The 25,721-nt window shown below is 70.4% G+C and carries 23 protein-coding genes and 1 riboswitch; of the genes, 17 read left to right on the top strand and 6 right to left on the bottom strand.

Annotated features, from left to right (window positions below):
- The first annotated feature begins 296 nt into the window (after nt 1-296).
- The 4 genes from ctaC (at nt 297) to AOK00_RS03315 (ending at nt 4,768) form a co-directional block, all read left to right on the top strand.
- Nucleotides 297-1,262 (top strand): aa3-type cytochrome oxidase subunit II, encoded by a 966-nt coding sequence (gene ctaC, locus AOK00_RS03300; RefSeq protein ID WP_055598818.1) that lies wholly within the window; start codon nt 297-299, stop codon nt 1,260-1,262.
- On the top strand, nt 1,259-2,995 hold the full coding sequence (gene ctaD / locus AOK00_RS03305; protein ID WP_055598819.1) for an aa3-type cytochrome oxidase subunit I: 1,737 nt from the start codon (nt 1,259-1,261) through the stop codon (nt 2,993-2,995). The genes ctaC and ctaD overlap by 4 nt, the downstream gene beginning before the upstream one ends.
- Entirely contained in the window at nt 2,992-3,390 is a 399-nt protein-coding gene (locus AOK00_RS03310; protein ID WP_055598820.1) for a cytochrome c oxidase subunit 4, read from the top strand. Before ctaD ends, AOK00_RS03310 begins: the two co-directional genes overlap by 4 nt.
- Before the next feature lie 121 nt (nt 3,391-3,511).
- Nucleotides 3,512-4,768: a L,D-transpeptidase gene (locus tag AOK00_RS03315; protein WP_055598821.1), complete on the top strand. Its 1,257-nt coding sequence runs from the start codon at nt 3,512-3,514 to the stop codon at nt 4,766-4,768.
- A 30-nt stretch (nt 4,769-4,798) separates the two neighbouring features.
- On the opposite strand, the gene AOK00_RS03320 is transcribed toward AOK00_RS03315, so the two are convergent.
- Nucleotides 4,799-5,200: a hypothetical protein gene (locus AOK00_RS03320; RefSeq protein ID WP_055598822.1), complete on the bottom strand. Its 402-nt coding sequence runs from the start codon at nt 5,198-5,200 to the stop codon at nt 4,799-4,801.
- Nucleotides 5,201-5,402: 202 nt separating this feature from the next.
- On the opposite strand from AOK00_RS03320, the gene ctaE reads away from it, so the two are divergent.
- The 6 genes from ctaE (at nt 5,403) to AOK00_RS03350 (ending at nt 12,651) form a co-directional block, all read left to right on the top strand.
- On the top strand, nt 5,403-6,023 hold the full coding sequence (gene ctaE, locus AOK00_RS03325; protein WP_055598823.1) for an aa3-type cytochrome oxidase subunit III: 621 nt from the start codon (nt 5,403-5,405) through the stop codon (nt 6,021-6,023).
- A 74-nt stretch (nt 6,024-6,097) separates the two neighbouring features.
- Entirely contained in the window at nt 6,098-6,907 is an 810-nt protein-coding gene (gene qcrC, locus AOK00_RS03330; RefSeq protein WP_055598824.1) for a cytochrome bc1 complex diheme cytochrome c subunit, read from the top strand.
- A complete protein-coding gene (gene qcrA, locus AOK00_RS03335; protein WP_055598825.1) occupies nt 6,904-7,956 on the top strand; it encodes a cytochrome bc1 complex Rieske iron-sulfur subunit in 1,053 nt (350 codons plus the stop codon). Before qcrC ends, qcrA begins: the two co-directional genes overlap by 4 nt.
- On the top strand, nt 7,953-9,575 hold the full coding sequence (qcrB, locus tag AOK00_RS03340) for a cytochrome bc1 complex cytochrome b subunit (RefSeq protein WP_055598826.1): 1,623 nt from the start codon (nt 7,953-7,955) through the stop codon (nt 9,573-9,575). Before qcrA ends, qcrB begins: the two co-directional genes overlap by 4 nt.
- A 131-nt stretch (nt 9,576-9,706) precedes the next feature.
- Nucleotides 9,707-10,771, top strand: a complete 1,065-nt coding sequence (trpD, locus tag AOK00_RS03345; protein ID WP_055598827.1) for an anthranilate phosphoribosyltransferase — start codon at nt 9,707-9,709, stop codon at nt 10,769-10,771.
- Nucleotides 10,772-10,859: 88 nt separating this feature from the next.
- Nucleotides 10,860-10,976: riboswitch (SAM riboswitch) on the top strand.
- Nucleotides 10,977-11,229: 253 nt separating this feature from the next.
- Nucleotides 11,230-12,651, top strand: coding sequence for an aminotransferase class V-fold PLP-dependent enzyme (locus AOK00_RS03350; protein WP_173861493.1), 1,422 nt, complete (start codon nt 11,230-11,232; stop codon nt 12,649-12,651).
- A 71-nt stretch (nt 12,652-12,722) separates the two neighbouring features.
- On the opposite strand, the gene AOK00_RS03355 is transcribed toward AOK00_RS03350, so the two are convergent.
- Together AOK00_RS03355 and AOK00_RS03360 are read right to left on the bottom strand one after the other, a co-directional pair.
- A complete protein-coding gene (locus AOK00_RS03355; RefSeq protein ID WP_015033007.1) occupies nt 12,723-13,004 on the bottom strand; it encodes an Lrp/AsnC family transcriptional regulator in 282 nt (93 codons plus the stop codon).
- Nucleotides 13,001-13,735: a rhomboid family intramembrane serine protease gene (locus tag AOK00_RS03360; protein WP_055598828.1), complete on the bottom strand. Its 735-nt coding sequence runs from the start codon at nt 13,733-13,735 to the stop codon at nt 13,001-13,003. The genes AOK00_RS03355 and AOK00_RS03360 overlap by 4 nt, the downstream gene beginning before the upstream one ends.
- Nucleotides 13,736-13,893: 158 nt before the next feature.
- Between AOK00_RS03360 and AOK00_RS03365 the strand changes: the two genes are divergently transcribed.
- From AOK00_RS03365 to AOK00_RS03385, 5 genes are all read left to right on the top strand, one after another.
- On the top strand, nt 13,894-14,136 hold the full coding sequence (locus AOK00_RS03365; protein WP_030314394.1) for a hypothetical protein: 243 nt from the start codon (nt 13,894-13,896) through the stop codon (nt 14,134-14,136).
- Nucleotides 14,137-14,169: 33 nt separating this feature from the next.
- Nucleotides 14,170-15,534, top strand: a complete 1,365-nt coding sequence (locus tag AOK00_RS03370; protein ID WP_055598829.1) for an NYN domain-containing protein — start codon at nt 14,170-14,172, stop codon at nt 15,532-15,534.
- Nucleotides 15,535-15,801: 267 nt separating this feature from the next.
- Entirely contained in the window at nt 15,802-16,851 is a 1,050-nt protein-coding gene (locus AOK00_RS03375) for a C40 family peptidase (RefSeq protein ID WP_055598830.1), read from the top strand.
- A 201-nt stretch (nt 16,852-17,052) separates the two neighbouring features.
- Nucleotides 17,053-18,066, top strand: a complete 1,014-nt coding sequence (locus AOK00_RS03380; protein WP_055598831.1) for a C40 family peptidase — start codon at nt 17,053-17,055, stop codon at nt 18,064-18,066.
- A gap of 150 nt (nt 18,067-18,216) precedes the next feature.
- A complete protein-coding gene (locus AOK00_RS03385) occupies nt 18,217-19,446 on the top strand; it encodes a hypothetical protein (RefSeq protein WP_055598832.1) in 1,230 nt (409 codons plus the stop codon).
- Nucleotides 19,447-19,498: 52 nt separating this feature from the next.
- Here the strand turns inward: AOK00_RS03385 and AOK00_RS03390 are convergent, their stop codons facing one another.
- The gene (locus AOK00_RS03390) at nt 19,499-20,044 is read right to left on the bottom strand and encodes a PadR family transcriptional regulator (RefSeq protein WP_055598833.1); all 546 of its coding nucleotides are present in this window, start codon (nt 20,042-20,044) and stop codon (nt 19,499-19,501) included.
- A gap of 113 nt (nt 20,045-20,157) precedes the next feature.
- Between AOK00_RS03390 and AOK00_RS03395 the strand changes: the two genes are divergently transcribed.
- Nucleotides 20,158-21,582, top strand: a complete 1,425-nt coding sequence (locus AOK00_RS03395) for an MATE family efflux transporter (protein ID WP_055598834.1) — start codon at nt 20,158-20,160, stop codon at nt 21,580-21,582.
- Between the two features lie 27 nt (nt 21,583-21,609).
- Here AOK00_RS03395 and AOK00_RS03400 read toward each other — a convergent pair whose 3' ends face one another.
- Both AOK00_RS03400 and AOK00_RS03405 read right to left on the bottom strand, forming a co-directional pair.
- Nucleotides 21,610-23,076, bottom strand: coding sequence for a DUF2079 domain-containing protein (locus AOK00_RS03400; protein ID WP_055598835.1), 1,467 nt, complete (start codon nt 23,074-23,076; stop codon nt 21,610-21,612).
- A 79-nt stretch (nt 23,077-23,155) separates the two neighbouring features.
- Nucleotides 23,156-24,421 carry a glycosyltransferase family 87 protein gene (locus tag AOK00_RS03405; RefSeq protein WP_055598836.1) on the bottom strand — a complete coding sequence of 422 codons (1,266 nt, stop codon included), beginning with the start codon at nt 24,419-24,421 and terminating at the stop codon, nt 23,156-23,158.
- A gap of 88 nt (nt 24,422-24,509) precedes the next feature.
- Here AOK00_RS03405 and AOK00_RS03410 point away from each other — a divergent pair, with 88 nt between their 5' ends.
- Nucleotides 24,510-25,652, top strand: a complete 1,143-nt coding sequence (locus AOK00_RS03410; RefSeq protein ID WP_055598856.1) for a glycosyltransferase family 4 protein — start codon at nt 24,510-24,512, stop codon at nt 25,650-25,652.
- Nucleotides 25,653-25,721: the final 69 nt, after the last annotated feature.

The raw sequence follows: 25,721 nt of genomic DNA on the forward strand, positions 1-25,721 counted from the left end.
GCCCGTGGCCGACCCCGCCCCCCGTCCCTCGTGAGCCCTCGTCAGAACCGCCTCGCCGTACACCGGCAGACCGCCGAACGGACGCGTCCGACCCCCCACCGGAACGCCGGAGTCCACCCCTTCGGGGACTCGGACGGCGCGTTGGGCACCCTCCCCGCGCGACCCCAAATAGCGTCCAGTAGGGTTTGGTCCGCATAAACATCCAAACCCCTGCCCGCGGCCGGGGCGGCGACCGACCAGCGAGACGGACGGCCGTGGCCGACCAACGCGGGCCGAGACTCTCGGGAAGGCGCTACGTGAGTCCCAACGGCTCCGACCGCTCGTCGCGGCGCCCGATGCGGCGGAAGCTGCCGCAGGTGCTGACTGCGGGCCTGATCCTGGCGACAGCCACCGGCTGCTCGTACAACTGGGAAGACTTCCCCCGCCTGGGTATGCCCACTCCGGTCACGGAAGAGGCTCCTACGATCCTCTCCCTCTGGCAGGGCTCGTGGGCAGCTGCGCTCGCCACGGGCGTCCTGGTCTGGGGGCTGATCCTGTGGTCCGTCATGTTCCACAGGCGCACCCGCACCAAGGTCGAGGTACCTCCGCAGACGCGGTACAACATGCCCATCGAGGCGCTGTACACGGTGACGCCACTCATCATCGTGTCGGTCCTCTTCTACTTCACCGCGCGCGACGAGTCGAAGCTCCTTTCGCTCGCCGACAAGCCGGCCCACACCATCAACGTGGTCGGCTACCAGTGGAGCTGGGGCTTCAACTACATCGAGAACGTGCCGGGTGTGAAGGGTGACGCGCAGACGGCCCCGAACCTCGCCGCCATCCCGGACAAGTTCCAGGACGACTTCCCGGCGAACGCCGGCGGCGTGTACGACGCCGGTATCCCCGGTGACCGCAACCCGCAGACCGGCAACCCGGGCCCGACCCTGTGGCTGCCGAAGGGCGAGAAGGTCCGGTTCGTCCTGACCTCCCGTGACGTGATCCACTCCTTCTGGGTGGTCCCCTTCCTCATGAAGCAGGACGTCATCCCGGGTCACACCAACGCCTTCGAGGTCACCCCGACGCAGGAAGGCACCTTCCTCGGCAAGTGCGCCGAGCTGTGCGGTGTCGACCACTCCCGGATGCTCTTCAACGTCAAGGTGGTCTCCCCGGAGCGCTACCAGCAGCACCTGAAGGAGCTGGCCGAGAAGGGGCAGACCGGCTACATCCCGTCTGGCATCGAGCAGACGGACCCGGCCAGGAATGCGGAGAAGAACCAACTGTGAGCATCCACAACGAAACCCAGGGTGCCGCCGCAGCTGAGGACTCGTACGAGAACGAGCTGCCCGTACGGCGCAAGCAGCCCGGCAATGTCGTGATCAAGTGGCTGACCACCACCGATCACAAGACGATCGGCACGCTCTACCTGGTCACGTCGTTCGTCTTCTTCTGCATCGGCGGACTCATGGCGCTCTTCATGCGCGCCGAGCTGGCCCGGCCGGGTACGCAGATCATGTCGAACGAGCAGTTCAACCAGGCGTTCACGATGCACGGCACGATCATGCTGCTGATGTTCGCGACGCCGCTGTTCGCCGGATTCGCCAACTGGATCATGCCGCTGCAGATCGGCGCGCCCGACGTGGCGTTCCCGCGGCTGAACATGTTCGCGTACTGGCTGTACCTCTTCGGCTCGATCATCGCGGTGGCCGGCTTCCTCACCCCGCAGGGTGCGGCCGACTTCGGCTGGTTCGCCTACTCCCCGCTGTCGGACGCCGTCCGCTCGCCGGGTGTCGGCGCCGACATGTGGATCATGGGTCTGGCCTTCTCCGGCTTCGGCACGATCCTCGGCTCGGTCAACTTCATCACCACGATCATCTGCATGCGCGCTCCGGGCATGACGATGTTCCGCATGCCGATCTTCACCTGGAACGTGCTGCTGACCGGTGTTCTGGTCCTGCTCGCCTTCCCGGTCCTCGCGGCCGCGCTGTTCGCCCTGGAGGCGGACCGCAAGTTCGGCGCACACGTCTTCGACGCGGCCAACGGTGGAGCGTTGCTCTGGCAACACCTCTTCTGGTTCTTCGGCCACCCGGAGGTGTACATCATCGCGCTGCCGTTCTTCGGCATCATCTCCGAGGTCATCCCGGTCTTCAGCCGCAAGCCGATGTTCGGCTACATCGGTCTGGTGGCCGCGACCATCGCGATCGCCGGTCTCTCCGTGACCGTGTGGGCCCACCACATGTACGTCACCGGTGGCGTGCTCCTCCCGTTCTTCTCCTTCATGACGTTCCTCATCGCCGTACCGACAGGCGTGAAGTTCTTCAACTGGATCGGAACGATGTGGAAGGGCTCGCTGTCCTTCGAGACACCGATGCTCTGGACGATCGGCTTCCTGATCACCTTCACCTTCGGTGGTCTGACCGGTGTCATCCTGGCCTCGCCGCCGATGGACTTCCACGTCTCCGACTCGTACTTCGTCGTCGCGCACTTCCACTACGTCGTCTTCGGCACCGTGGTCTTCGCGATGTTCGCCGGCTTCCACTTCTGGTGGCCGAAGTTCACGGGCAAGATGCTGGACGAGCGCCTCGGCAAGATGACGTTCTGGACGCTGTTCATCGGCTTCCACGGCACCTTCCTCGTGCAGCACTGGCTCGGTGCCGAGGGCATGCCGCGTCGTTACGCGGACTACCTCGACGCCGACGGCTTCACCGCGCTGAACACGATCTCGACGATCTCCTCCTTCCTGCTCGGTCTGTCGATCCTGCCGTTCCTCTACAACGTCTGGAAGACCGCCAAGTACGGCAAGAAGATCGAGGTCGACGACCCGTGGGGCTACGGCCGTTCGCTCGAATGGGCGACGTCCTGCCCGCCGCCGCGGCACAACTTCCTCACCCTGCCGCGGATCCGTTCGGAATCCCCGGCGTTCGATCTGCACCACCCTGAGATCGCGGTTCTCGACCAGCTCGAGAACAAGGGTCACGTGGCCGAGGCCCTCGCGGGCGGCAAGGAGGCCGGCAAGTGAAGATCCAGGGCAAGATGTTCATCTGGCTGAGCGTCTTCATCCTCGCCATGGCCGTCCTGTACGGCGTGTGGTCGAAGGAGCCGGTCGGCACGACGGCGCTGTTCCTGGCGTTCGGCCTGTCCATCATGATCGGCTACTACCTGGCCTTCACGGCCAAGCGTGTCGACGCGATGGCGCAGGACGACAAGGAGGCCGACGTCGCGGACGAGGCCGGTGAGGTCGGCTTCTTCGCCCCGCACAGCTGGCAGCCGCTCTCGCTCTCCATCGGCGGCGCGCTCGCGTTCCTCGCCATCGCGATGGGCTGGTGGATCCTGTACTTCTCCGCCCCGCTGATCCTCGTCGGCCTGTTCGGCTGGGTCTTCGAGTTCTACCGCGGCGAGAACCAGAACCAGTAGCGGTACCCCGCTCCGCACCGGAGCACCAGAGGGGCCCGGACACTTCGTCACCGAAGTGTCCGGGCCCCTCTTTCGGCGCACTCGGCGCGCTGGTGCCGAGGACAGTCCTTAGCGTGAAGTCATGAACGACACGCCGCGCATTCGGACTGTTCTGGGCTCCACTCTTCTGGCCGTCACCGTCACCGCAGCCGCCTCGTCGTGTGCGGGCCCCGACAGCCATCCGCTGTCGGCGAGGGCGTACGACGCGGCGGACCAGCTCGCGGTCAGCGCCCCCGCGGACGGTGCCAAGGCGGACCCCGAGAAGCCCCTTGAGGTCACCGCCAAGGGCGAGGACGGCAGGATCACCGACGTCACCGCCATAGACGCCGCGGGGCGCCACCTGGCGGGCGAACTCACCGCGGACGGGCGGCGCTGGCGCTCCACGGCCTCCCTGGCGGCCGGCGCCCGCTACACGGTCCGCGTCGCCACCGAGGACGAGGACGGCGCTCCAGGCGCCCGTACGTTCACCTTCGAGACGGCCCCGGCCAAACGGGCGCTGACGGCGGCCTTCGGCCCGGAGGCGGGCACATACGGCGTCGGACAGCCCATCACGGCCGACCTGAGCCTCCCTGTCAAGGACCGCGAGGCCCGTGCCGTCGTCGAACGGGCCCTCAAGGTCCGCTCCACGCCGTCCGTCGAGGGCGCCTGGTACTGGGTGGACGACAAGAAGCTGCACTTCCGCCCGAAGGAGTACTGGCCGGCCGGCGCGAGTGTCACGGTCACCGGCAACCTGGACGGCCTCAAGGTCGGCGACAAGCTCTACGGCGGCGCCTCCAAGCCGCTGAAGCTCACGATCGGCGACCGGATCGAGGCCGTCGCGGACGCCGGGTCGCACTACATGACCGTGCGGCGCAACGGAGAAGTGATCAATACCATTCCGGTGACCACCGGCAAGCCGGGCTTCTCCACCCGAAACGGCATCAAAGTGGTGCTCGCCAAGGAGTACTACGTCCGGATGCGGGGCACCAGCATCGGCATCGCGGAGGGCAGCGCGGAGTCGTACGACCTGCCGGTCTACTACGCCACCAGGGTCACCTGGAGCGGTGAGTACGTCCACGCCGCGCCCTGGTCGGTCGGCTCACAGGGCGTGGCGAACGTCAGCCACGGCTGTGTCGGCATGTCGACGGGGAACGCGGCCTGGTTCTACGAGACCGTCCGCCCCGGCGACATCGTCCGCGTCGTCAACAGCCACGGCGACACGATGGACACCTTCGGCAACGGCTTCGGCGACTGGAACCTGCCGTGGGCCAAGTGGCGGGAGGGCAGCGCCCTGGTGGAGGCCGCCGGCAGTCCGGTGGCCACCACCGAGAAGGCCCGCCTCAGGCCCCTCCCCCTCTAGGGCTCAGGGCCGGTTCGCCCCGTGCGGCGACTACGCGTCGATCGACAGGCGCGAGCGCAGCAGGGAGGCCAAGGACGCCGCGAACTCGACCGGTTCGACCGGAAGGGTGACCGCGGCGTCCGCGCGGCTCCAGGTGGCCAGCCAGGCGTCCTGCGGGCGGCCGATGAGCAGCAGCACCGGCGGGCAGTGGAAGACCTCGTCCTTGATCTGCCGGCAGACGCCCATGCCGCCCGCGGGAACCGCCTCGCCGTCCAGGACGCAGACGTCGATGCCGCCCTCGTCCAGGCGCTTCAGCACCGCCGGCAGCGTCGCGCACTCCACGAACCGCACCGGGGGGACGTCCGACGCGGGCCTGCGCCCGGCCGCCAGCCGTACCTGCTCGCGGGTGTTCGCGTCGTCGCTGTAGACCAGGACCGTGGCACTCGACTGCATCGTTCCTCCGGCTGGGAAGGCGGGTGGGTCGTCGTCGACCGATGCGCGGATGCTACTCCGGTCCACACCCCGTCAACACCCGTTCAACACCTGTTCGAAGGGTGCCGGGGGGCCCTCGCACTGGGCCGTATGGGCTGGACACACCCCTCTGACACTCCGAACGGCACCCCCCGGAGTGAGGGCGGGATAAGCGACCGACATAATGTCGGTCGTGGCGACAGTAACGACAGTAGAAACAGGGCACGCGCACCCGTCGGTCAATCGACCGAACCTCACCAGCGTCGGAACCATCATCTGGTTGAGCTCCGAGCTGATGTTCTTCGCGGCCCTCTTCGCGATGTACTTCACCCTGCGATCGGTGATGGGCGCCGAGTATTGGGCGGAAAAGGCCTCGGCCTTGAACTTCCCGTTCTCGGCGACCAACACCACGATCCTGGTGCTCTCCTCACTCACCTGCCAGCTCGGCGTCTTCGCCGCGGAGCGGGGCGACGTGAAGAAGCTCCGGTCGTGGTTCATCATCACGTTCGTGATGGGTGCGATCTTCATCGGCGGACAGGTCTTCGAGTACACCGAGCTGGTGAAGCACGAGGGCCTCTCGCTCTCGTCGGACCCGTACGGCTCCGTGTTCTACCTGACCACCGGCTTCCACGGCCTGCACGTGACGGGCGGTCTCATCGCCTTCCTGCTGGTCCTCGGCCGGACGTACGCCGCCAAGAGGTTCACTCACGAGCAGGCAACCGCCGCCATCGTCGTGTCCTACTACTGGCACTTCGTCGATGTCGTCTGGATCGGCCTCTTCGCCACGATCTACATGATCAAGTAGTCGGCGCCGCCGACACGGCGGACCGAGACATCCAGCAAGCATCGACGCAGAAGATCCTGACACCGGGGTAATCCGTGAAAAAGCTCTCCGCACGACGACGCCATCCGCTGGCGGCGGTCGTCGTCCTACTTCTCGCGCTGGCGGCCACTGGGGGGCTGTACGCCGCGTTCGCGCCCGCGGGCACGGCGAAGGCCGATGAAACCGCCCAGTCCCTCGCCATCGAGGAGGGGAAGAAGCTCTACTCCGTCGGCTGCGCCAGCTGCCACGGAACCGGCGGTCAGGGCACCACTGACGGCCCCTCCCTCGTAGGCGTCGGTTCGGCCGCCGTCGACTTCCAGGTCGGCACGGGCCGCATGCCGGCCCAGCAGCCGGGCGCCCAGGTGCCGAAGAAGAAGGTCATCTACTCGCAGGCTGAGATCGATCAGCTCGCGGCGTACGTCGCCTCTCTCGGTGCCGGCCCGATCACGCCGACCGAGAGCCAGTACAGCCCTGACGGTGCCGACATCGCCAAGGGTGGCGAGCTGTTCCGCACCAACTGTGCCCAGTGCCACAACTTCACCGGCGAGGGTGGCGCGCTGACCTACGGCAAGTACGCCCCGAACCTCGAAGGCGTGAGCCCGAAGCACCTCTACGAGGCCATGCAGACCGGCCCGCAGAACATGCCCTCCTTCCCGGACACGACCATGCCGGAGAAGGAGAAGAAGGACATCATCGCGTACGTCCAGGCCGTCAACGGCGACAAGGCCGACAGCCCGGGCGGTCTCTCGCTCGGTGGCCTCGGCCCCGTCTCCGAGGGCCTGTTCGCCTGGGTCTTCGGCCTGGGTGCGCTGATCGCAGTTGCCATCTGGGTCGCGGCCCACACCGCTAAGGCCAAGAAGTCATGAGTAGCCAAGAGATTCCAGAAGAGAACCTGCCGGCAGGGCAGGACACCGCGCACGGCGCGGTGATGGTCGCCGACGACCCGTTCGCCGACCCGGGCCTCCCGCCCCACAAGCCCCGCATCCAGGACATCGACGAGCGGGCCGCCCGTCGGTCCGAGCGCGCGGTCGCCTTCATGTTCACGCTGTCGATGCTGGCCACGATCGGCTTCATCGCCTCGTACGTGATCTTCCCGGTCGACAAGATCGTGTACATCTGGCCCTTCGGCCGGGTGTCCGCGCTCAACTTCGCGCTCGGCTGGACCCTCGGTCTCGCCCTCTTCTTCATCGGCGCGGGCGCGGTCCACTGGGCCCGCACCCTGATGTCCGACGTCGAGATCGCGGACGAGCGGCACCCGATCGCGGCCGACCCGGAGACCAAGGCGAAGGTCATGGCGGACTTCGCGGCCGGTGCCGCGGAGTCGGGCATGGGCCGCCGCAAGCTCATCCGCAACACGATGTTCGGCGCGCTGTCGCTCGTACCGCTCTCCGGCATCGTGCTGCTGCGTGACATGGGCCCGCTGCCCGAGAAGAAGCTCCGGACCACGATGTGGGCCAAGGGGCTTCAGCTCATCAACATGAACACGCACGAGCCGCTTCGTCCCGAGGACGTCGCGGTCGGATCGCTGACCTTCGCGATGCCCGAGGGCCTCTCGGAGCACGACCACGACTTCCAGGTCGAGATCGCCAAGGCCGCCCTGATGATCGTCCGGATCCAGCCGGAGGACATCAAGGACAAGCGCGAGCTCGAGTGGTCGCACGAGGGCATCGTCGCCTTCTCGAAGATCTGCACCCACGTGGGCTGCCCGATCTCCCTGTACGAGCAGCAGACGCACCACGTCCTCTGCCCGTGCCACCAGTCCACCTTCGACCTCTCCGACGGCGCCCGCGTCATCTTCGGCCCGGCCGGTCACGCCCTCCCGCAGCTGCGGATCGGCGTGAACGACAAGGGCTTCCTGGAGGCGCTCGGCGACTTCGACGAGCCCGTCGGTCCTTCCTTCTGGGAGCGCGGATGAGCACCGTGACCGATACCAAGAAGGCACCCGCCGGTGAGCGGGTCGCCGACTGGGCCGACGGTCGCCTGGGGATCTACACGCTGGCCAAGGCCAACATGCGGAAGATCTTCCCGGACCACTGGTCCTTCATGCTGGGCGAGATCTGCCTCTACAGCTTCCTCATCATCATCCTGACGGGCGTCTATCTGACGATGTTCTTCCACCCGTCGATGAACGAGGTGGAGTACGTCGGACCGTACGTCCCGCTCCAGGGACAGCTGATGTCCGAGGCGTTCAACTCGACGATGCACATCTCGTTCGAGGTCCGCGGTGGTCTGCTCATCCGGCAGATCCACCACTGGGCGGCGCTGATCTTCCTCGCCGGCATGTTCGTGCACATGATGCGCGTGTTCTTCACGGGTGCGTTCCGCAAGCCCCGTGAGATCAACTGGCTGTTCGGCTTCCTGCTGTTCTTCCTGGGCATGTTCACCGGCTTCACCGGTTACTCGCTCCCGGACGACCTGCTCTCCGGCACCGGTGTCCGCTTCATGCAGGGCGCGATCCTGTCCGTGCCGGTCATCGGCACGTACCTGTCGATGTTCCTGTTCGGCGGGGAGTTCCCCGGCGGCGACTTCGTGGCCCGGTTCTACTCGGCCCACGTCCTGCTGCTGCCCGGCATCATGCTCGGCCTCGTGGTGGCCCACCTCATCCTGGTGTTCTTCCACAAGCACACGCAGTTCGAGGGCCCCGGCCGCACGAACAAGAACGTCGTGGGCATGCCGCTGCTGCCGGTCTACATGGCCAAGGCCGGAGGCTTCTTCTTCCTGGTCTTCGGTGTCATCGCGGTCATCTCCGCGATCGCCTCGATCAACCCGATCTGGGCCCTCGGCCCGTACCGTCCGGACCAGGTGTCCACCGGCGCCCAGCCCGACTGGTACATGGGCTTCGCCGAGGGTCTGATCCGAGTCATGCCGGGCTGGGAGATCAACCTCTGGGGCCACACGCTGGTCCTCGGCGTGATGATCCCGCTGGCGATCTTCCCGGCGGTCCTCGCAGCGATCGCGGTCTACCCGTTCATCGAGTCGTGGATCACCGGCGACAAGCGCGAGCACCACATCGCGCAGCGCCCGCGCAACGCTCCGACGCGCACCGGTTTCGGTGTCGCCTGGATCACCGCGTACATGATCATGCTCGTGGGTGGTGGAAACGACCTCTGGGCGACCCACTTCCACCTGTCGCTCAACTCGATCACCTGGTTCGTGCGGATCTTCTTCTTCGTCGGCCCGGTCATCGCGTTCATCGTCACCAAGCGGATCTGCCTCGGCCTCCAGCGCCGCGACAAGGACAAGGTGCTGCACGGCCGCGAGTCCGGCATCATCAAGCGCCTGCCGCACGGTGAGTTCGTCGAGATCCACGAGCCGCTCAGCCAGGGCGAGCTGCACCGTCTCACCGCGCACGAGCAGTACGACGCCGCGGAGCTTCCGCCGGCCGTCGACGAGAACGGCGTGGAGCGCAAGATCGGGCGCATGGAGAAGCTCCGGGTCAAGCTCAACAAGGGCTACTACGGCGGCGACAGCCAGGTCGCCAAGCCCACGGTCGAGGAGTACAAGGAGATCCAGAGCGGCCACGGCCACCACTGATCACCTGAACTCCTGACTTTCGACAAGTCGCCACGGTGAGAGCCCCGTCCATTCGATGGACGGGGCTCTTTGCCGTACCCGGGGGTCGATAGGGTGGAGCCCTAGCCGTTACGGACTGACCAGGAGCTGCCATGAGCGCTGTGACCCCCGCTGGAGGACCTACGTCGGCGGGCCGCTCCTGGCCCGTCGTCCTGGACGGCCTGCTGTCCGGCCGCGACCAGAGCGCGGAGGACACCGCCTGGGCCATGGACCGGATCCTGCGCGGCGAGGCCACCGACGCCCAGATCGCCGGCTTCGTCGTGGCCCTGCGCGCCAAGGGCGAGACCGTCGAGGAGATCACCGGCCTCGTCCGCACCATGTACGAACACGCCAACACGATCGAGGTGCCCGGCGACACCGTCGACATCGTCGGCACCGGCGGCGACGGCGCCAAGACCGTCAACATCTCCACGATGTCGGCGATCGTCGTGGCGGGCACCGGTGCCAAGGTCGTCAAGCACGGCAACCGGGCCGCCTCCTCCGCCTCCGGCGCCTCCGACGTCCTGGAGAAGCTCGGCGTCAACCTGGACCTGACCCCGAAGCGGGTCGTCGAGGTCGCCGAGGAGGCCGGGATCACCTTCTGCTTCGCCGTGAAGTTCCACCCGGCGCTGCGCCATGTGGCGATGGCCCGCAAGGAACTCGGCATCCGGACCGTCTTCAACTTCCTCGGTCCGCTCACCAATCCGGCCCGCGTCCGGTCCCAGGCGACCGGTGTCGCCGACGCCCGGGTGGCGCCCATCGTCGCCGGGGTGCTCGCCGAGCGCGGCTCCTCCGCGCTCGTCTTCCGGGGCGACGACGGCCTCGACGAGCTGACCACCACCGCCACCTCGCGGGTCTGGGTGGTCCGCGACGGTTCGGTGCGGGAGGAGGCCTTCGACCCCAGGGACGTCGGCATCGACCTCGTCCCCGTGGAGGCGCTGCGCGGCGCGGACGCCTCGTACAACGCCGACGTGGCCCGCCGGCTGCTCGCGGGGGAGACCGGGCCGGTACGGGACGCGGTGCTGCTCAACTCGGCGGCGGCGCTGACCGCGCTCGCGCCGGGCGAGGGCACCCTGGCGGAGCAGATCCGCGCCGGCATCGAGAGGGCCGCGGAGTCGATCGACTCCGGCGAGGCCCGCCGGGCCCTGGAGCGCTGGGTCGCCGCCAGCAACGCCTGACCCCGCGCGCGTCGTACGCCCACGACCCCGGTCCAGTATGCGGACCGGGGTCTTGCGCTTCGGCGATCATGTGGCAGGATGCTCTACAGGTCACGAGTGACAGCGTTTTGGCCCCGGCTTGCTGTCCGGCAACCCTCCGTCCGTGGCGGGGTGCCCCGGGTGATGACCAGGCCGTAGGCAGCGAGGTCTACGGCAAGCGCGGACCCCTCGAACACCAGGGGTCCTGGTCTCTCGAGGAGCTTTTTCCGTGAGCAAGCGAATGCGATAGGGCGAGTACGCCCCTTCTTCACCCTCGGATCATCGGATCAGGGTCACTTTCGCGTACCCCGTGTACCCCTGAGTTTCCCCCGTGCCCCTGTGCACCCGTGTCTTCCGAGGCCATCATCCGTACCCCGCCGTCTCCGGCCGCGTACGGGATCACCGAAGCCATTCCGCACCGCCCGCCGGGAGATACCGCCATGTCCGCACGCCCTGACGCCGCCGTCGCCACCGCCGAGACCGCCGCCACCCTCGTCGAGACCGCTTCCGCCGAGACCGCAGACCCCTGCTGCGCCGCCCCGCTGCCCGTGCTCGGCCGGGACGTCACCGTCCCGCTCGTCACCGGCGGCGAGGTGACCTACGCGGCGCTCGACTACGCGGCCAGCGCTCCGGCCCTCCAGCGGGTGTGGGACGACGTCGCCGCGTACGCCCCCTACTACGGCAGCGTCCACCGCGGCGCCGGGTACCTCTCCCAGCTCTCCACCGACCTCTTCGAGAACAGCCGCGTCACCGTTGCCGAGTTCCTCGACTGCCGTCCCGGTGACCAGGTCGTCTTCACCCGCTCCACGACCGACTCGCTCAACCTGCTTGCGGCCACGATCCCGGCCGACTGCCAGGTGTTCGTCTTCGAGACCGAGCACCACGCCTCGCTGCTGCCCTGGCGCGACGCCCGCGTCACCTACCTCAACGCGCCGCGCACCCCGCAGCAGGCCGTCGCCACCCTGGAGCGGGCCCTCGCCGACCGTGACCCCTACGGTCCCGCCCTGGTCTGCGTCACCGGTGCCTCCAACGTCACCGGTGAGCTGTGGCCGGTGAAGGAGCTCGCCGCCGCCGCGCACGCGCACGGTGCCCGGATCGTGCTCGACGCCGCCCAGCTCGCGCCCCACCACCCGGTCTCCGTCCAGGAGCTCGACGTGGACTGGATCGCCTTCTCCGGGCACAAGCTGTACGCGCCCTTCGGTTCCGGCGTCCTCGCGGGCCGCGCCGACTGGCTGCAGGACTCCGAGCCCTACCTCGCGGGCGGCGGCGCCTCCCGCAAGGTGGCCCGTCGGGCCGACGGTGGTGTGGACGTGGAGTGGCACACCACCGCGGCCCGGCACGAGGCCGGTTCCCCGAACGTCATCGGCGTCTACTCCATCGCCTCCGCCTGCAAGGCGCTCACCGAGGCCGGCTTCGACACCCTCGTCGAGCGTGAGCGGCACCTGATCGCCAAGGTCCGGGAAGGACTCGCCGAGGTCCCCGAGGTCAGGGTGCTCTCGCTGTTCGGCGACGACGCGCCGCGCGTCGGCGTCATCTCCTTCGTCGTGGAGGGCTGGAACAGCTCCCACTTCGCCGCCGCGCTCTCCGCCGAGTACGGCATCGGTGTCCGCGACGGTCTCTTCTGCGCCCACCCGCTGGTCCGCACGCTGCTCGGCAGCGACCCGCAGGACCCGGGCGAGTGCGGTGCCCCCGAGGCGGCCCCGGGGGAGAGGTCGCTCAACGCCATCCGGGTAAGCTTCGGCGCCGGTACGCCGGACGAGCACGTGGAGCGGTTCGTCGGCGCCGTGAAGGAGCTCGTCCGCGACGGCGCGCAGTGGAAGTACCGTACCGAGGACGGCCGGTGCGTCCCGGACCGCGGCTGAGCACTCACTCGTACGGGTGAAGGGGGCCTCCCGATCGGGAGGCCCCCTTCACTCATGCCGTGTACGAGGTCTCAGGACTCCAGACCGATGGCGAAGGCCGCCTCCAGATCGTGCTGGGAGTACGTACGGAAGGCGACATGCGTGTCCGTGGCCTCGACGCCCGGGATCTTGCTGATGCTGCCGGGGATGACGTCCGCCAGGTCGTCGTGACGGGGCACGCGGACCATGGCGATGAGGTCGTAGGTGCCGGTCACCGAGAAGACCTCGCTGACGCTGTCGAGCCCGGCGATCGACTCGGCGATCTCGGGGATGCGGTCCACGCTGGTCTTGATGAGCACGATCGCGGTGATCACGGCTGGCTTTCTCCCTCGGTCGCCGCGGCTTGGGCTTTCACTCTATCCCCACCCCGGTAGCGCCCCCAGGCGTAGAGGAAGCCGACGGAGAAGCCCACCACATGGGCCAGATAGGCGACGCCGGGGCCCGCGCCCGCCGCCCGCGCGGCCAGCCACTGGAGCACGAACCAGAAGATCAGCACGATCCAGGCCGGGAAGCGCAGCGGCAGGAAGAAGAGGAACGGGAAGAGACTGGTGACCCGGGAGCGCGGGAAGAGGAACAGAAAGGCCCCGAGTACCCCGGAGATCGCCCCGGACGCCCCGACCAGGGTCTGCTCGCTGTTCGCGTGCGCCACCGCGTACCCGAGCAGCGCGAGGTACCCCGTGCCCAGGTAGAAGAGGGCGAACCCGACGGGACCCATGCGCTCCTCGGCCATCGCCCCGAAGACGTACAGGAACAGCATGTTTCCCAGCAGGTGGAGCCAGCTGCCGTGGACGAAGAGCGCGGTGAGCGGGGTGAGCAGGGCGCGGGGCTCGCCGCTCATCAGCTCCGCGGGGACCACACCCCAGCGCCGGAAGTACACGCCCTGCGACGCGAGGAGCTCGTCCCCCGTGCCGTACACCGGGTTGAGCCCGGAGACCGGGCCGATCACGAAGAGCAGACAGCAGGCGGCGATCAGTCCGTACGTCACCGTGGGGCCGCCGCGGGTGCCCCGCCAGGCCCCGAGGGCCGCGCCTCGCCAGTCGATCATGGACAGATCATGGCGTACCGGGGCCGAACTGGACAGAGTGCCTCGCCGTGCCCCCGCGTACCGGCGAGGCCGTAGGGTAACGGGCAGTACGACCGCAGTTCGACGGCGCACCGCGGCTCCCGCACCTGGTACCACGCAACAGGAAGAAGGACGGCACGATGACGACGGTTCCCCTGCCGACCGCCGACACCCGGTGGCGCTGCACGCTCTGCGGCAACCTGACCCGCTTCGACGTGACGCGCTCCTCCAAGGTCGTGGAGTACGTCCATCTGGACCTCGCGGGAGACCCGACGGTCGAGGAGCGGCAGGTGGTCAGTGAGACCATCGAGTCGGTCCGCTGCCGCTGGTGCAACGCGGTGGATCAGATCGAACTGGTGGACAGGCCGGGCGCCGCCTCCTGAGGGACGGCGCGGACGACATAGGGGTGACGGATCGTGGAGCAGCCCGCGCACGGTGGAGAGCCGGCCGGCGCGGCAGGTGACGCTGCCGAGACGCTCGACCACCCACTGCCGGAAGGCGTGCGGCGGCGGGTCGTCGCGCTGGTCGCCGACGCCTTCGGCGGGCTGACCGTCGCGGAGCTGCCCGCACCCCTGAGGCAGTACGCCCGGTTCACGGCGAGCCGGCGCGCCAAGTTCGCCGGGAACGCGATGGCGGCGGCCCTGGAGAGCGACCCGCTGTTCCGGCAGCGGATCGGCGAGCGCTTCAAGCAGGGCCAGCCCGAGCTGGCCGGAGCCGTCGAGACCGGCACCCCGCCCGCCGCGGCCGACCCCGTCGACGTGGCGGCCGCGGCCTATGTGCTGCGCCCGCCGGGCTGGGTCAAGCTGGTGGCCGCCGCGGGCGAGGAGGCCCAGCGCGTCGACGCCGAGCGGGCCGACGAGGCCGGCCGGCGCGAACTGGAGCGGCTGCGCGAGGAACTCGCCGCCGCCCGGGACCGCTCGCGCGGTGAGACCGAGCAGTTGCGCCACGATCTGGAGGCGGCCCGGAAGGAAGCGGAATCGCTTCACCGCAAGCTGCGCAGCGCCCAGAGCGACGTCAAGCGCGGCGAGGCCGCGCTGCGCCGCGTCCAGGGCGAGATCGACGCCGCGAAGGCGGAGGCGGCCGCCCAGGTGTCGTCCGCCGAGAGCGAGAGCCGGCGCCTCAAGGCCCGGCTCGGCGAGGTCGAGGCCGCCCTGGAGGCGAGCCGCAGGACCGCCCGTGAGGGGCGCTCGGTGGAGGACATGCGGCTGCGGCTGCTCCTCGACACCGTGCTCGACGCCGCCCAGGGGCTGCGTCGCGAACTCGCGCTGCCCCCCGTGTCGGTGCACCCGGCGGACACCGTGGACGCGGTGGAGCCCGGGCGGATGTCCCCGAAGGACATCGCGGCGCGGGCGCTCTCCGAGACCGACCCGGCGCTGCTCGACCAGCTCCTCGCGCTGCCGCAGGCCCATCTGGTCGTCGACGGCTACAACGTCACCAAGACCGGCTATCCCACGATGCCGTTGGAGAAGCAGCGGCTGCGGCTGCTCGGCAGCCTGTCGGCCCTCGCGGCCCGCTCGGGCGCCGAGGTCACCTGTGTCTTCGACGGGGCGGAGCTGGCGGCCCCGGTGCTCCTCGCGCCGCCGCGGGGGGTGCGGGTGCTGTTCTCCAAGCCCGGTGTGACCGCCGACGAGTTGATCCGGCAGCTGGTCCGGGCCGAGCCGCCGGGCCGGCCGGTCGTGGTGGTCTCCACCGACCGCGAGGTGGCCGACGGGGTGGCGAAGGCCGGGGCGCGCCCGGTGGCGTCCGCCTTGCTGCTGAAGCGGCTTTCGCGGCTCTCCTGAGGCATCGCGCCACATCGCAACTCTTGGGTCGAATGCCCGAATTCTGGAGGGCGGACGGTCAAGTGCCCATCACTGCCTGTGTGGTGCGTGTAAATTAAGTGGTCCGTGGGCGATATTTTTGCCAGTGGGATTTGAACTGATCACAACTTGGTCACTAGGGTCGGGGCTCGAACCTTCGCGCGGTTGATCACCCATCCGGGGTGGCGGCGGAGGAACCGCCTGCCCGTTACCGGTTGGGCGGCTCTGAGGAAGAAGGAGCTCGCCTTCGTGGCGTCCCACCGTCGACCCAAGCAGCCGAGCCGCATGCGCGTGACCGTACTCACCGCGACCGCGGCCGCCGCCGTAGCGCTCACCGCCCAGACGGGCGCCCAGGCGGCCCCCGCCAAGCCCAAGATCGACGAGGTCAAGTCGAAGGTCGACAAGCTGCACCACGAGGCCGAAGAGGCCATCGAGCAGTACAACCAGGCCGAGGAGCGCCGCGGGAAGCTGCAGGAGGAGGTCGGCAACCTCCAGGACAAGGTGGCCCGCGGTCAGCAGGAACTCAACACCCTGCGCGACCAGATCGGTTCGGTGGCCAGCGCCCAGTACCGCTCCGGCGGCATCGACCCGGCGCTCCAGCTCTTCCTCTCGGCCGATCCGGACACCTACCTCGACAAGGCGTCCGCGATCGACCAGCTGAGTGCGCAGCAGGCCGACGTCCTCACCTCGATCCAGTCCAAGCAGCGCAGCCTCGCGCAGCAGCGCGCCGAGGCCACGACGAAGCTCGCCGACCTCGAGGACGTCCGCAAGGCCCTCGGCGCCAAGAAGAAGAGCTACCAGAGCAAGCTGGCCGACGCGAAGAAGCTCCTCAACACCCTCACCGCGGCCGAGAGGGCCAAGGTGGAGCAGGAGGAGCGCGCGAAGGAGCAGCGCGCAAGCCGCGCCGCCGGTGAGCGCATCGACCTCGGCAACGAGGCCGCCGCCTCCGGCTTCGGCGCCGCCGCGCTCAGCGCCGCCGCCACCCGGATCGGCATGCCGTACGACCCCGGAGCGGAGGGCCCCGGCTCGTTCGACTGCTCGGGTCTGACCCAGTGGGCCTACGGCAAGGCCGGCGTCGACCTCACCCGCACCACCTACACCCAGCAGAACGACGGCGTGAAGATCGGCCGCAGCCAGCTCAGGCCGGGCGACCTGGTCTTCTTCAACGGCCTTTCGCACGTGGGTCTGTACGCGGGCAACAACACGATCCTGCACGCCCCCAAGCCGGGCGCCTACGTCCGCTACGAGTCCATGAACTACATGGGCACGTTCCAGTTCGGAGTCCGCATCGGCGGCTGACCCGCCGCGACGCGACCCGCGCAGCCGAACCGCCCAATCGGGTGGTTCCCCGCGACGCGAGCTGACCTGACGCCCCGCCGGTGACCTTGTGGTCTCCGGCGGGGCGTCACTTTGTGTGCCCGGCGCCTTCGTTGGACGCGGAGTGATCAGCGGCTACTGTCTGCCGCGCCAGTCTGCGTCGAGCCGAACGGAGTGCGATTCGTGGCGTCCCACCGCCGACCCGCCGGGGTCACCGTCCTCACCGCCGCCGCGGCCACCGCCGCGGCGACCCTCGGGGCCGTCCCCGCGAGCGCCGACCCCGGGGCCGGGTCCGCGGCCACCCGTGCCACGGTGGACCGCCTCTTCGAGGAGGCCGAGAAGGCCACCGAGGGCTACAACCGGGCGGACGAGAAGGCGGACGCGCTGCGCCGGACGGTCTCCCAGGCCCAGGACAGCCTCGCCCGGGGCCAGGAGCGCATCAACCACATGAGGGGCGCGCTCGGTTCGGTCGCCGGCGCCCAGTACCGCTCCGGCGGCATCGACCCCGCCCTCGCCCTGCTGCTCTCCTCCGACCCGGACACCTACCTCGACCGGGCCTCCGCGCTCGACCGGATCACCGCCCGTCAGGGGGTCGCGCTCGGCGAGCTGCGCCGGGAGCAGCGCCGGCTGAGCCAGAAGCGGTCCGAGGCCCGGACGGTCCTGGTCGAGCTGGAGCGCAGCCGCGCCGAGGTCGCCCGCCACAAGCGCGTCGTCGAGGGCAAGCTCGCCGAGGCCCGCCGGGTCCTCGCGAGCCTCACCGTCGAGGAGCGCGCCGACTTCGACCGGGCCTCGCGCTCCGGCGGCCGCGCGGAGGAGCAGCCGCCGCCGATGCCCGAGGCCGCCCCGGGCTCCTCACGGGCCGCCGCCGCGGTGATCGCCGCCCGCAGCGCGGTCGGCAAGCCGTACGTGTGGGGGGCGACCGGCCCCTCCGCCTTCGACTGCTCGGGCCTGATGGTCTGGTCGTACGGGAAGGCCGGGATCAGCCTGCCGCGGACCTCCTCCGCGCAGCGGTACGCGGGCCGGCAGGTGCCGCTCTCCCAGGCACAGCCCGGTGACCTCGTCACGTACCGCGGCGACGCAAGCCACGTGGGGATCTACGCCGGCAACGGCCAGGTCATCCACGCCCCCTACCCGGGGGCGCGGGTCCGCTACGACCCGGTGAACATGATGTCGCACGCGACGGTGACCCGGGTCTGAGGCGGATCGGGCCAGGACCCTCCGCAGACCCGCGGAGGGTGCCGGCCGGGGCAGGGCCGGGTGTGATGCCGCCGCTTCCGGCCGGGGCCGGCCCGGGTCCGGGACCCTGCCGGAAGCAGTTCCCGCCGATCCGGCCGTACGATCGGAGGCGTGGCAGGTCAGGGGTGGGGAGCGCGCAGGCCGGTGGCGGCCTGCCTGACGGCCCTCCTGCTCCTGCTCGTGGGGCTCGTCGGCTGCGGTGCGCGAGCCGGCCGGCCCGCCGACACGGCCGCCCGGGAGATACAGGCGCTCCTCGACCGGCACGCCAGGGCGCTCCTCGATCGTGACCAGCCCGGCTACCTCGCCGCCGTCGACCCCTCGTACGTCCCGACCGCCCTCACCGTCTTCCGGCGGCTCGCGACGGTTCCCGTCGGCGGCTGGACCTACCGGCTCACCGGGGTCGACCGTACGGCCGCCGACCGCGTCACCGTCCGCGCCGACCTCGGCTACCGGCTGGCGGGCCACGACAGGCGGCCCGTCACCGGTGCCCGGGTCCTCGACCTGGCCGAGCGGGACGGGCGCTGGTACGTGACCGGTGACCGTCCGGCCCAGGGCGCGCCCCGGCACCTCTGGGAGCAGGGCGACGTGGCGACCGTCCGGGGCGCCCGTTCGCTCGTCCTCGGCGTCGGCCAGAAGTCCGGGCGGCTCCGGGAGATCGCCGCGGCGGCGGACCGGGCCGTTCCCGCCGTCTCCGCCGCCTGGCCGGTCGAGTGGGCCCGTGACGTGGTGGTCCTCGTCCCCGGGTCGCTGGCGGGGATGGGGGAGCTCCTCGGGGCGCCGGGGAGCTCCTACCGGGGCATCGCCGCCGTCACCACGGGGGAGACCCGGGGCGGTGCGGACGCCCCCGCGGACCGGGTGATCGTGAACCCGGAGGCGTACGGGGTCCTCGGCGAGTTCGGCCGGCAGCTCGTTCTCACCCACGAGACCGTCCATGTCGCCACCCGTGCCGCCACCACCCCGTCGACGCCGGTCTGGCTCTCCGAGGGGTTCGCCGACTGGGTCGCCTTCCGGGACGCCGACCGCACCGCCGCGCAGGCCGCCCCCGAACTGCGCCGCGCGGTCCGCGCGGGGAAGCTGCCCGCCCGGCTCCCGGGCGATCCGGACTTCGCCTTCGGCGGGGACGCGGAAGCGCTGGCCAGGGCGTACGAGGGCGGCTGGCTGGCCTGCGAGCTGATCGCGGACCGCTGGGGCGAGGCGAAGCTGACCGACTTCTACCGCGCGGTGGGCGCGCACCCGGGCCGGGAGGGCGCCGTGGAGAAGGCCCTCCAGGAGGTGCTCGGCACCACCCCGGAGGAGTTCACCGCCGACTGGCGGGAGTACCTGGGGAAGCGGCTGGGGTGAGGCCTGCCCGCCGGATCGGGTGGATCGGGGGGTCCTGGACTGTCCGGCGGACTCAGGGGCGCGCGGGTGGCTCCCGGCCCTCGAGTTCGGCCAGGGCCTCCGTCAGCCAGGCCTTCTCGGCCGTGCCCGTCGCGCGGGCGATCCGCAGCATGCCCCGGCGGAAGAGGTCCGGCTCCCGCTCGGCGACGACCGGGGCCCCGTCCTCGTAGAAGAAGCTGGCCGGGGTGTTCAGGAACTCCTGGCGGCGGCGCAGCACGGCCGCCTGGTCCGCCGGGTCGGGCAGGTGGCCGAGGAAGGACAGCAGCGTGAAGAAGCGCTGGCCGTCGGTGATCTCGGCGTCCTTGGGGGCGCGCAGCCGGGCGAGCAGCTCCCGGCGTCCGTCGGCGGTGAGTGAGAGGGTCCGGCGTGGGGCCGCGCTCGCGCCCGGTTCCGTACGGCTGTCCACCAGGCCGTTCTTCACCAGGCGGGTGATCGCCGGGTAGAGGGCGCCGTCGCTGACGGGGCGCACGTGGCCGCTGAGGCCGTGGATGCGCTCCTTCAGCTCGTAGCCGTGCAGGGGCTTCTCGTACAGGAAGCCCAGGATCGACAGCTCCAGCACCGGGCGGCCTCCTTCGTGCGCGTCGGTCGTGCTTGGCGTCCGACCGGTCCCCATGCTACCTCTTTTCGATGTGCCTCGAATCGAGGTACATCGAAAAGAGGGGGCTCTCGTCCATGTCCGCGCACCGCCGTACGCTCGTCCGGCTCGCCCGCCCGGTGTATCTCGAACTCCTCGCCGGCGTCGCCGCCGGCGTCATCAACGTCATCTGGGTCGCCCGCCTCGGCGGGGACGCCGTCGCCGCCGTCGCGGTCGCCACCAACGTCGAGAACCTGCTCCTCGGCGTCGTCCTCGTGGCGGGCTCCGGCACCACCGTGCTCGTCGCCCGCGCCCGGGGCGCCGACGACCCGGCCGCCGTCCGCGCCGCCGTCCGCGGCGGGGCCGCCCTCGGCGCCCTGCTCGTGCCGCCCGTGGCCGTCGGCGGGTACCTGCTGCGCGAACCGCTCGCCGCCCTGCTGCTCGGCGGCCAGGACCACCCCGCCCACGCCCTGGCCACCGCCTACTTCGCCGTCTCGCTCCCCGGCACCGCCGTCTTCTTCGCCGTCAACGTCCTCGACGGGATCCTCAAGGGCGCGGGCGACACCCGCACCCCCATGCGGCTCGCCTTCCTCGCGAACGGGCTGATCCTGGTCCTCGACCCGCTGCTCATCCAGGCGTACGGGGTGCGGGGCGCCGCCCTCGCCACCGTCACCGGCCGGGTCGTCGCGCTCGCCGTCGGGCTGCTCGTCCTCCGGCGCCACCCGCTGGTCAGGGCCGCCCGCGCGGTCCGTCCGGCCGAGCGTTCCGCCGCCGCCCTGCGCCGCACCGCCGCCACCGGTCTCCCCATGGGCGTCGACTTCGCGGTCCGGATGGCGGGTGCGCTCGCGCTCGTCTCCGTCGTGGCCCGGCTCGGCGTCACCGAGATCGCCGCCTACGGCATCGCCACCAAGGCCATGTACGTCGCGACCATGGCGTTCTACGCCGTCCGGCAGGCCGCCGCCATCCACAGCGCGCATCTGCTCGGGAGCACGCAGGGGGCGGGGCGAGGGCCCGACGAGGAGCCGGGGCAGGCGCGACGGGCCGACGCCGGCCTCGACGAGCGCCGCGCCGTCGGACGCCAGGCCCTGCTGCTCGGGGGAGTCCTCGGTGGCGGTGCCGCCGTGCTGCTGTTCCTCGGCGCGGGACCCGTCATGCGCATCTTCGGCGCCGAACCGGAGGTGGCGGAGGCGGGCGCCCTCTTCCTGCGCTGCCTCGGCCCCCATCTGCTGCTCATGGGCGGGTTCATCGCGCTCGCGGGAGTCTTCGAGGGCACCGGCGGGAGTCCGTACCTCGCCCGGATCACGATCGCGGGCGTCCTCGTCCAGCTGCCACTCGCCCACGGTCTCTCGGGGCTCGGACTGCCCGGCATCTGCCTGGCGATGGGCCTCGCGACAGCGGCCCAGTGCGCGGCCCTCGCTCTCCTGTACCGCCGTACTCCCGGCGGCGCTCGGAAGCGGCCCGGCCGCGGGGGCTCCTCGCACGCGAACCGGCCGCCGGCGGAAGCCGACGGCCGGTTCGGATGATCAGGCGCCTGCCCTCCCGGGGGCGTCCTACCGGGAATTCCCGTCGTCGCCGGCCAGCCTGAGCAGGGTTATGCCGTCCCGTGTGTCGAGGACCCGGTATCCGGGGACGTACGGTTCGGCCGTTTCCAGGGCCTTGCCGGTCGGGCACTCCGGGTCGGAGTTGTCGGCGACGTCGTATATCAGCCACTCGGGTCGCTCCTTCGGAGGGAAGGAGCGGGGGAACAGGCATACCTCGCTGACGCGGGCCCGGTCGGCGAGCTGGGCGGCCAGCCGGTTCGACGCGGCCACGGTCGCGCCGTCGGGGATCTTCCCGAGCAGCTCGTCCGACGTCCTGATGTAGGCGGAGTCGCTCCACGTCCGTGGCAGTACGACCTCATGCAGGGGATGGGTGAAGAGCGTGACGCTCGTGGCCACCGCGCCGATGACGCAGGCGGGCACGAGTCTTCGTGCCGTCACACCGTTCGCGACCGCGTGCACGGCGGCGGCGAAGGCGATGGGCATGAGGACCGCGCTGTAGTGGAATTCCATCCCCCAGTAGAAGGGGTTCGATCCCGTGAAGCGCCAGCCCAGCGTCGGCAGCGCGACCAGCAGGATCGGCGACCGGAGGGCCAGGAAGCCGGTCGGGGCGACGATCATGAAGAGCGTCAGCCACTTGACCGGGGGCCAGAGGGCTCCGGCGGCCTGCGCCAGCACGCCGACCTCCTCGGCGGTCTCGGGCGGCAGATAGGCGAACTGCCCGAGGGGATTGAAGTGCGGAAGGATCACCAGCATCTCAAGCGCCGTCGCGCCGGCACCGAAGGCGACGAGGGCGAGCCCCGTCACCCTCGGCCCCTTCCACGCCACATAGGCGCCGATCGCGGCGACCGTGAGCCCCAGATCCTCCTTGACCAGCACCAGCGGCAGGGCCCAGAGGGCGGCCGCGCGCCAGTTCTTCCGACCGGCGGCACAGAGCGAGAGGGACAGGAGCGGCACCGCGAAGGAGACTTCGTGGAAGTCGAAATAGATGAGTGCGGCAATTCCCCAGGAGGCGCCGTAGGAAACTCCGACCCAATAGGCGAACTTCCGTCCCCTGACTTTGTCTGCCCATTTCATCAGGGGGACTACGGAAAACGCCACGAGAGCTGCCTGGCAGACGAGCAGCGTATAGCTGGACGGGAATGCCTTGTAAAAGGGAGCGAGCAGCGCGAGGATCGGATGGAAATGATCCCCGAGCGTGTTGTACGCGGGCCCCTTGAGGTCGGAGTACGGGGCGGTGAACTCGGAGTAGGACCGCACGATCTGGGTGAAGATGCCCAGGTCGTACCCCGTGGTGAGGTTCGCCGCGTGGCGCCGTGCCGACAGGAGGAGATAAACGAGGAAGAAAGTGCCGGAAATCAGGAGCAGGGATTTCCCCGATATGCCGGCCGAGGCTTTCGGCGCATCCTGCGCAGCGGCCCCGTCGCCGCTCTTCCCGTGCCGCTGAAGCGTGTCGACCGAGAGAATCGAGTTGTTCATGTCAGCAGAAGAACCTAACGGGAAGGCAAGGGTGCCCCAGGGTAGCACCAGTGCGTATCGGTGTTCGGGCCACTACCGCTCAGGCCGAACCGGCCAGGACCTTTTCCCGCTCGGGCCGACGCGTCTGCCCCGGGATGCGCGCGACGCCGGCCTCGGTCACCGTGTGCCGCCACAGGGCGCGGCAGGCGGAGAGGGTGGCGACCACCAGGAGACCGTTGCGCAGGAACAGCACAGCGATGCCCAGGGGATCGCTCTGCGTCACATGGGAGAACCAGACGGGGTACTCGAACTGCGTCACGGCCGTCGCCCACAGCACCAGATGGGCGGGGCGCCGCATGGCGGTCGAGCGGTAGGCGAGACAGACCGCGGCGAGGCCGAACAGCCAGATCATGTACTGCGGTGAGATCACCCGGCTCGTCACGGTGAAGAGCAGGACGGCGACGAAGGCCGCGTCCGCCGTCGTCGACGAGGAGAACCGGCGCGCCTTGAACCGCCACAGCGCCAGCCATCCGAACGCGGCGACCGTCAGCGCCATCTCACCGGACGACACCCACGAGACGTAGGGGCCGAGGAACTCCATCGAGCCGTAGTTCATCCGGGCCTCGCCCTCCCAGCCGAAGTGCCGGGCCACGTGGAACACCATCGCGCCCAGTGACTCGACCTCCGTACCCCGCTCGCTCTGGTACGAGAGGAAGGCCAGCGACCCGGGCATCCAGGCCGCGCAGAGCAGCAGCACCGCTCCCGCCGCGCCGGCCGCCACCGGCCAGGAACGCCAGGTCGCCCCGCCCTTCGGGGTCCCCACGAGCAGCAGCGCCGGCCACACCTTGAGGACGGCACCGAAACCGGCGAGGACACCCAGAACGCGCGGGTCGCGGCCGACGGTCAGCAGAGCGGCCACGGCGACGGCCGTCACCATGACGTCGTAGCGGGCGTACGCCGTCGGGCCGAGCAGGGGCACCGCGGCCAGCCAGAGCCACGCGCCCCGCATCGACCGGCCGGCCCGGCGGCCGGTGTGCAGGAGGAGGCCCATGACGAAGGCGTCGCACAGGAGCGCCAGGACGAAGAAGGCCGCCGTGTAGCCGAGGAAGGGCAGCAGCGCGGGAGAGAGGATCGCGAGGGCGGCGGCCGGCGGGTACTGCCAGGTCACGTCGGACCGGGGATACTCGCCGGTCCGCAGGACGTCGAACCAGCCCTGGTAGATCTGCTCGACCTCGACCATCGAGTCCGGGCCGGGCACCACCACGACCTTGAACGCACACAGCAGGACGATGATCCGGGTCAGGCCCCAGAGGCCGAGCGGGAGGCGGAGACGCGCGCGTGATCCGATGCCCACTGCCCCCGTCATACCTGTCCTGTTCCTTGTCCTGTCGGCCCGCTGCCGCGGGGGATGGTGGTGCTGGGCGGTGGGTGCGCTCGCGGTACTGTCGGCCACGATGCACAAGACCCTGATCGTAACCAACGACTTCCCGCCGCGTCCGGGCGGAATCCAGGCCTTCCTGCACAACATGGCCCTCCGCCTGGATCCCGACCAGATCGTGGTGTACGCCTCCACCTGGAAGCGCAGCCGCGAAGGGATCGAGGCGACGGCCGCGTTCGACGCCGAACAGCCTTTCACGGTCGTCCGGGATCGCACCACCGTGCTGTTGCCCACACCTCGGGTCACGGCCCGGGCCACCGCGCTCCTGCGCGAGCACGGCTGTGAGTCCGTGTGGTTCGGCGCGGCGGCGCCCCTCGGCCTGATGGCCCCCGCGCTCCGCAGGGCCGGCGCGCGGCGACTCGTCGCCACCACGCACGGACACGAGGCCGGCTGGGCCCAGCTGCCCGGCTCCCGGCAGCTGCTCCGGCGGATCGGCGAGGGCACGGACACCGTCACCTACCTCGGCGAGTACACCCGCTCCCGGATCGCGGCCGCCCTCACGCCGGCCGCAGCGGGCCGCATGAGGCAGCTGCCGCCGGGCGTCGACGAGAAGACCTTCCACCCGGACTCGGGCGGCGCCGAGGTCCGTGCCCGCCTCGGGCTCAGCGACCGTCCCGTGGTCGTCTGCGTCTCCCGGCTCGTCCCGCGCAAGGGCCAGGACACCCTGATCAGGGCCATGCCGCAGATCCTGCGCCGGGTGCCGGACGCGGTCCTCCTGATCGTCGGCGGCGGCCCGTACGAGAAGGATCTGCACCGCCTCGCAGCCGAGACCGGGGTGGCCGGATCCGTACGCTTCACCGGCGCCGTCCCCTGGTCGGAACTGCCCGCCCACTACGGCGCCGGAGACGTCTTCGCCATGCCGTGCCGCACCCGGCGCGGCGGCCTCGACGTCGAGGGCCTCGGCATCGTCTACCTGGAGGCCTCCGCGACCGGCCTCCCCGTCGTCGCGGGCGACTCGGGCGGCGCCCCCGACGCGGTCCTCGACGGCGAGACCGGCTGGGTCGTGCGCGGCGAGTCCGCCGAGGACACCGCCGAGCGCGTCAGCACCCTCCTCCTCGACCCCGAGCTCCGCGCCCGCATGGGCGAGCGCGGCCGCGCCTGGGTCGAGGAGAAATGGCGCTGGGACCTCCTCGCGGAGCGTCTCAAGGAGCTTCTGTAGCGAGCGTCCGGGTGGGACGGAACGACACGGACACGGAAACGGCCGGAGGCCCGGGGCGACACCGCCCCG

The organism is Streptomyces aureus, assembly GCF_001418135.1.
Classification (GTDB): domain Bacteria; phylum Actinomycetota; class Actinomycetes; order Streptomycetales; family Streptomycetaceae; genus Streptomyces; species Streptomyces aureus_A.

Excerpts from the sequence above, each read along its gene's own strand:
- AOK00_RS03315 (WP_055598821.1), top strand. The coding sequence starts at position 3,512 with ATGAACGACACGCCGCGCATTCGGACTGTTCTGGGCTCCACTCTTCTG.
- trpD (WP_055598827.1), top strand. The coding sequence starts at position 9,707 with ATGAGCGCTGTGACCCCCGCTGGAGGACCTACGTCGGCGGGCCGCTCC.
- ctaE (WP_055598823.1), top strand. The coding sequence starts at position 5,403 with ATGTCGGTCGTGGCGACAGTAACGACAGTAGAAACAGGGCACGCGCAC.
- AOK00_RS03410 (WP_055598856.1), top strand. The coding sequence starts at position 24,510 with ATGCACAAGACCCTGATCGTAACCAACGACTTCCCGCCGCGTCCGGGC.
- AOK00_RS03360 (WP_055598828.1), bottom strand. The coding sequence starts at position 13,735 with ATGATCGACTGGCGAGGCGCGGCCCTCGGGGCCTGGCGGGGCACCCGC.
- AOK00_RS03320 (WP_055598822.1), bottom strand. The coding sequence starts at position 5,200 with ATGCAGTCGAGTGCCACGGTCCTGGTCTACAGCGACGACGCGAACACC.
- AOK00_RS03400 (WP_055598835.1), bottom strand. The coding sequence starts at position 23,076 with ATGAACAACTCGATTCTCTCGGTCGACACGCTTCAGCGGCACGGGAAG.
- qcrA (WP_055598825.1), top strand. The coding sequence starts at position 6,904 with ATGAGTAGCCAAGAGATTCCAGAAGAGAACCTGCCGGCAGGGCAGGAC.
- qcrB (WP_055598826.1), top strand. The coding sequence starts at position 7,953 with ATGAGCACCGTGACCGATACCAAGAAGGCACCCGCCGGTGAGCGGGTC.
- AOK00_RS03365 (WP_030314394.1), top strand. The coding sequence starts at position 13,894 with ATGACGACGGTTCCCCTGCCGACCGCCGACACCCGGTGGCGCTGCACG.
- AOK00_RS03395 (WP_055598834.1), top strand. The coding sequence starts at position 20,158 with ATGTCCGCGCACCGCCGTACGCTCGTCCGGCTCGCCCGCCCGGTGTAT.
- AOK00_RS03350 (WP_173861493.1), top strand. The coding sequence starts at position 11,230 with ATGTCCGCACGCCCTGACGCCGCCGTCGCCACCGCCGAGACCGCCGCC.
- AOK00_RS03405 (WP_055598836.1), bottom strand. The coding sequence starts at position 24,421 with ATGACGGGGGCAGTGGGCATCGGATCACGCGCGCGTCTCCGCCTCCCG.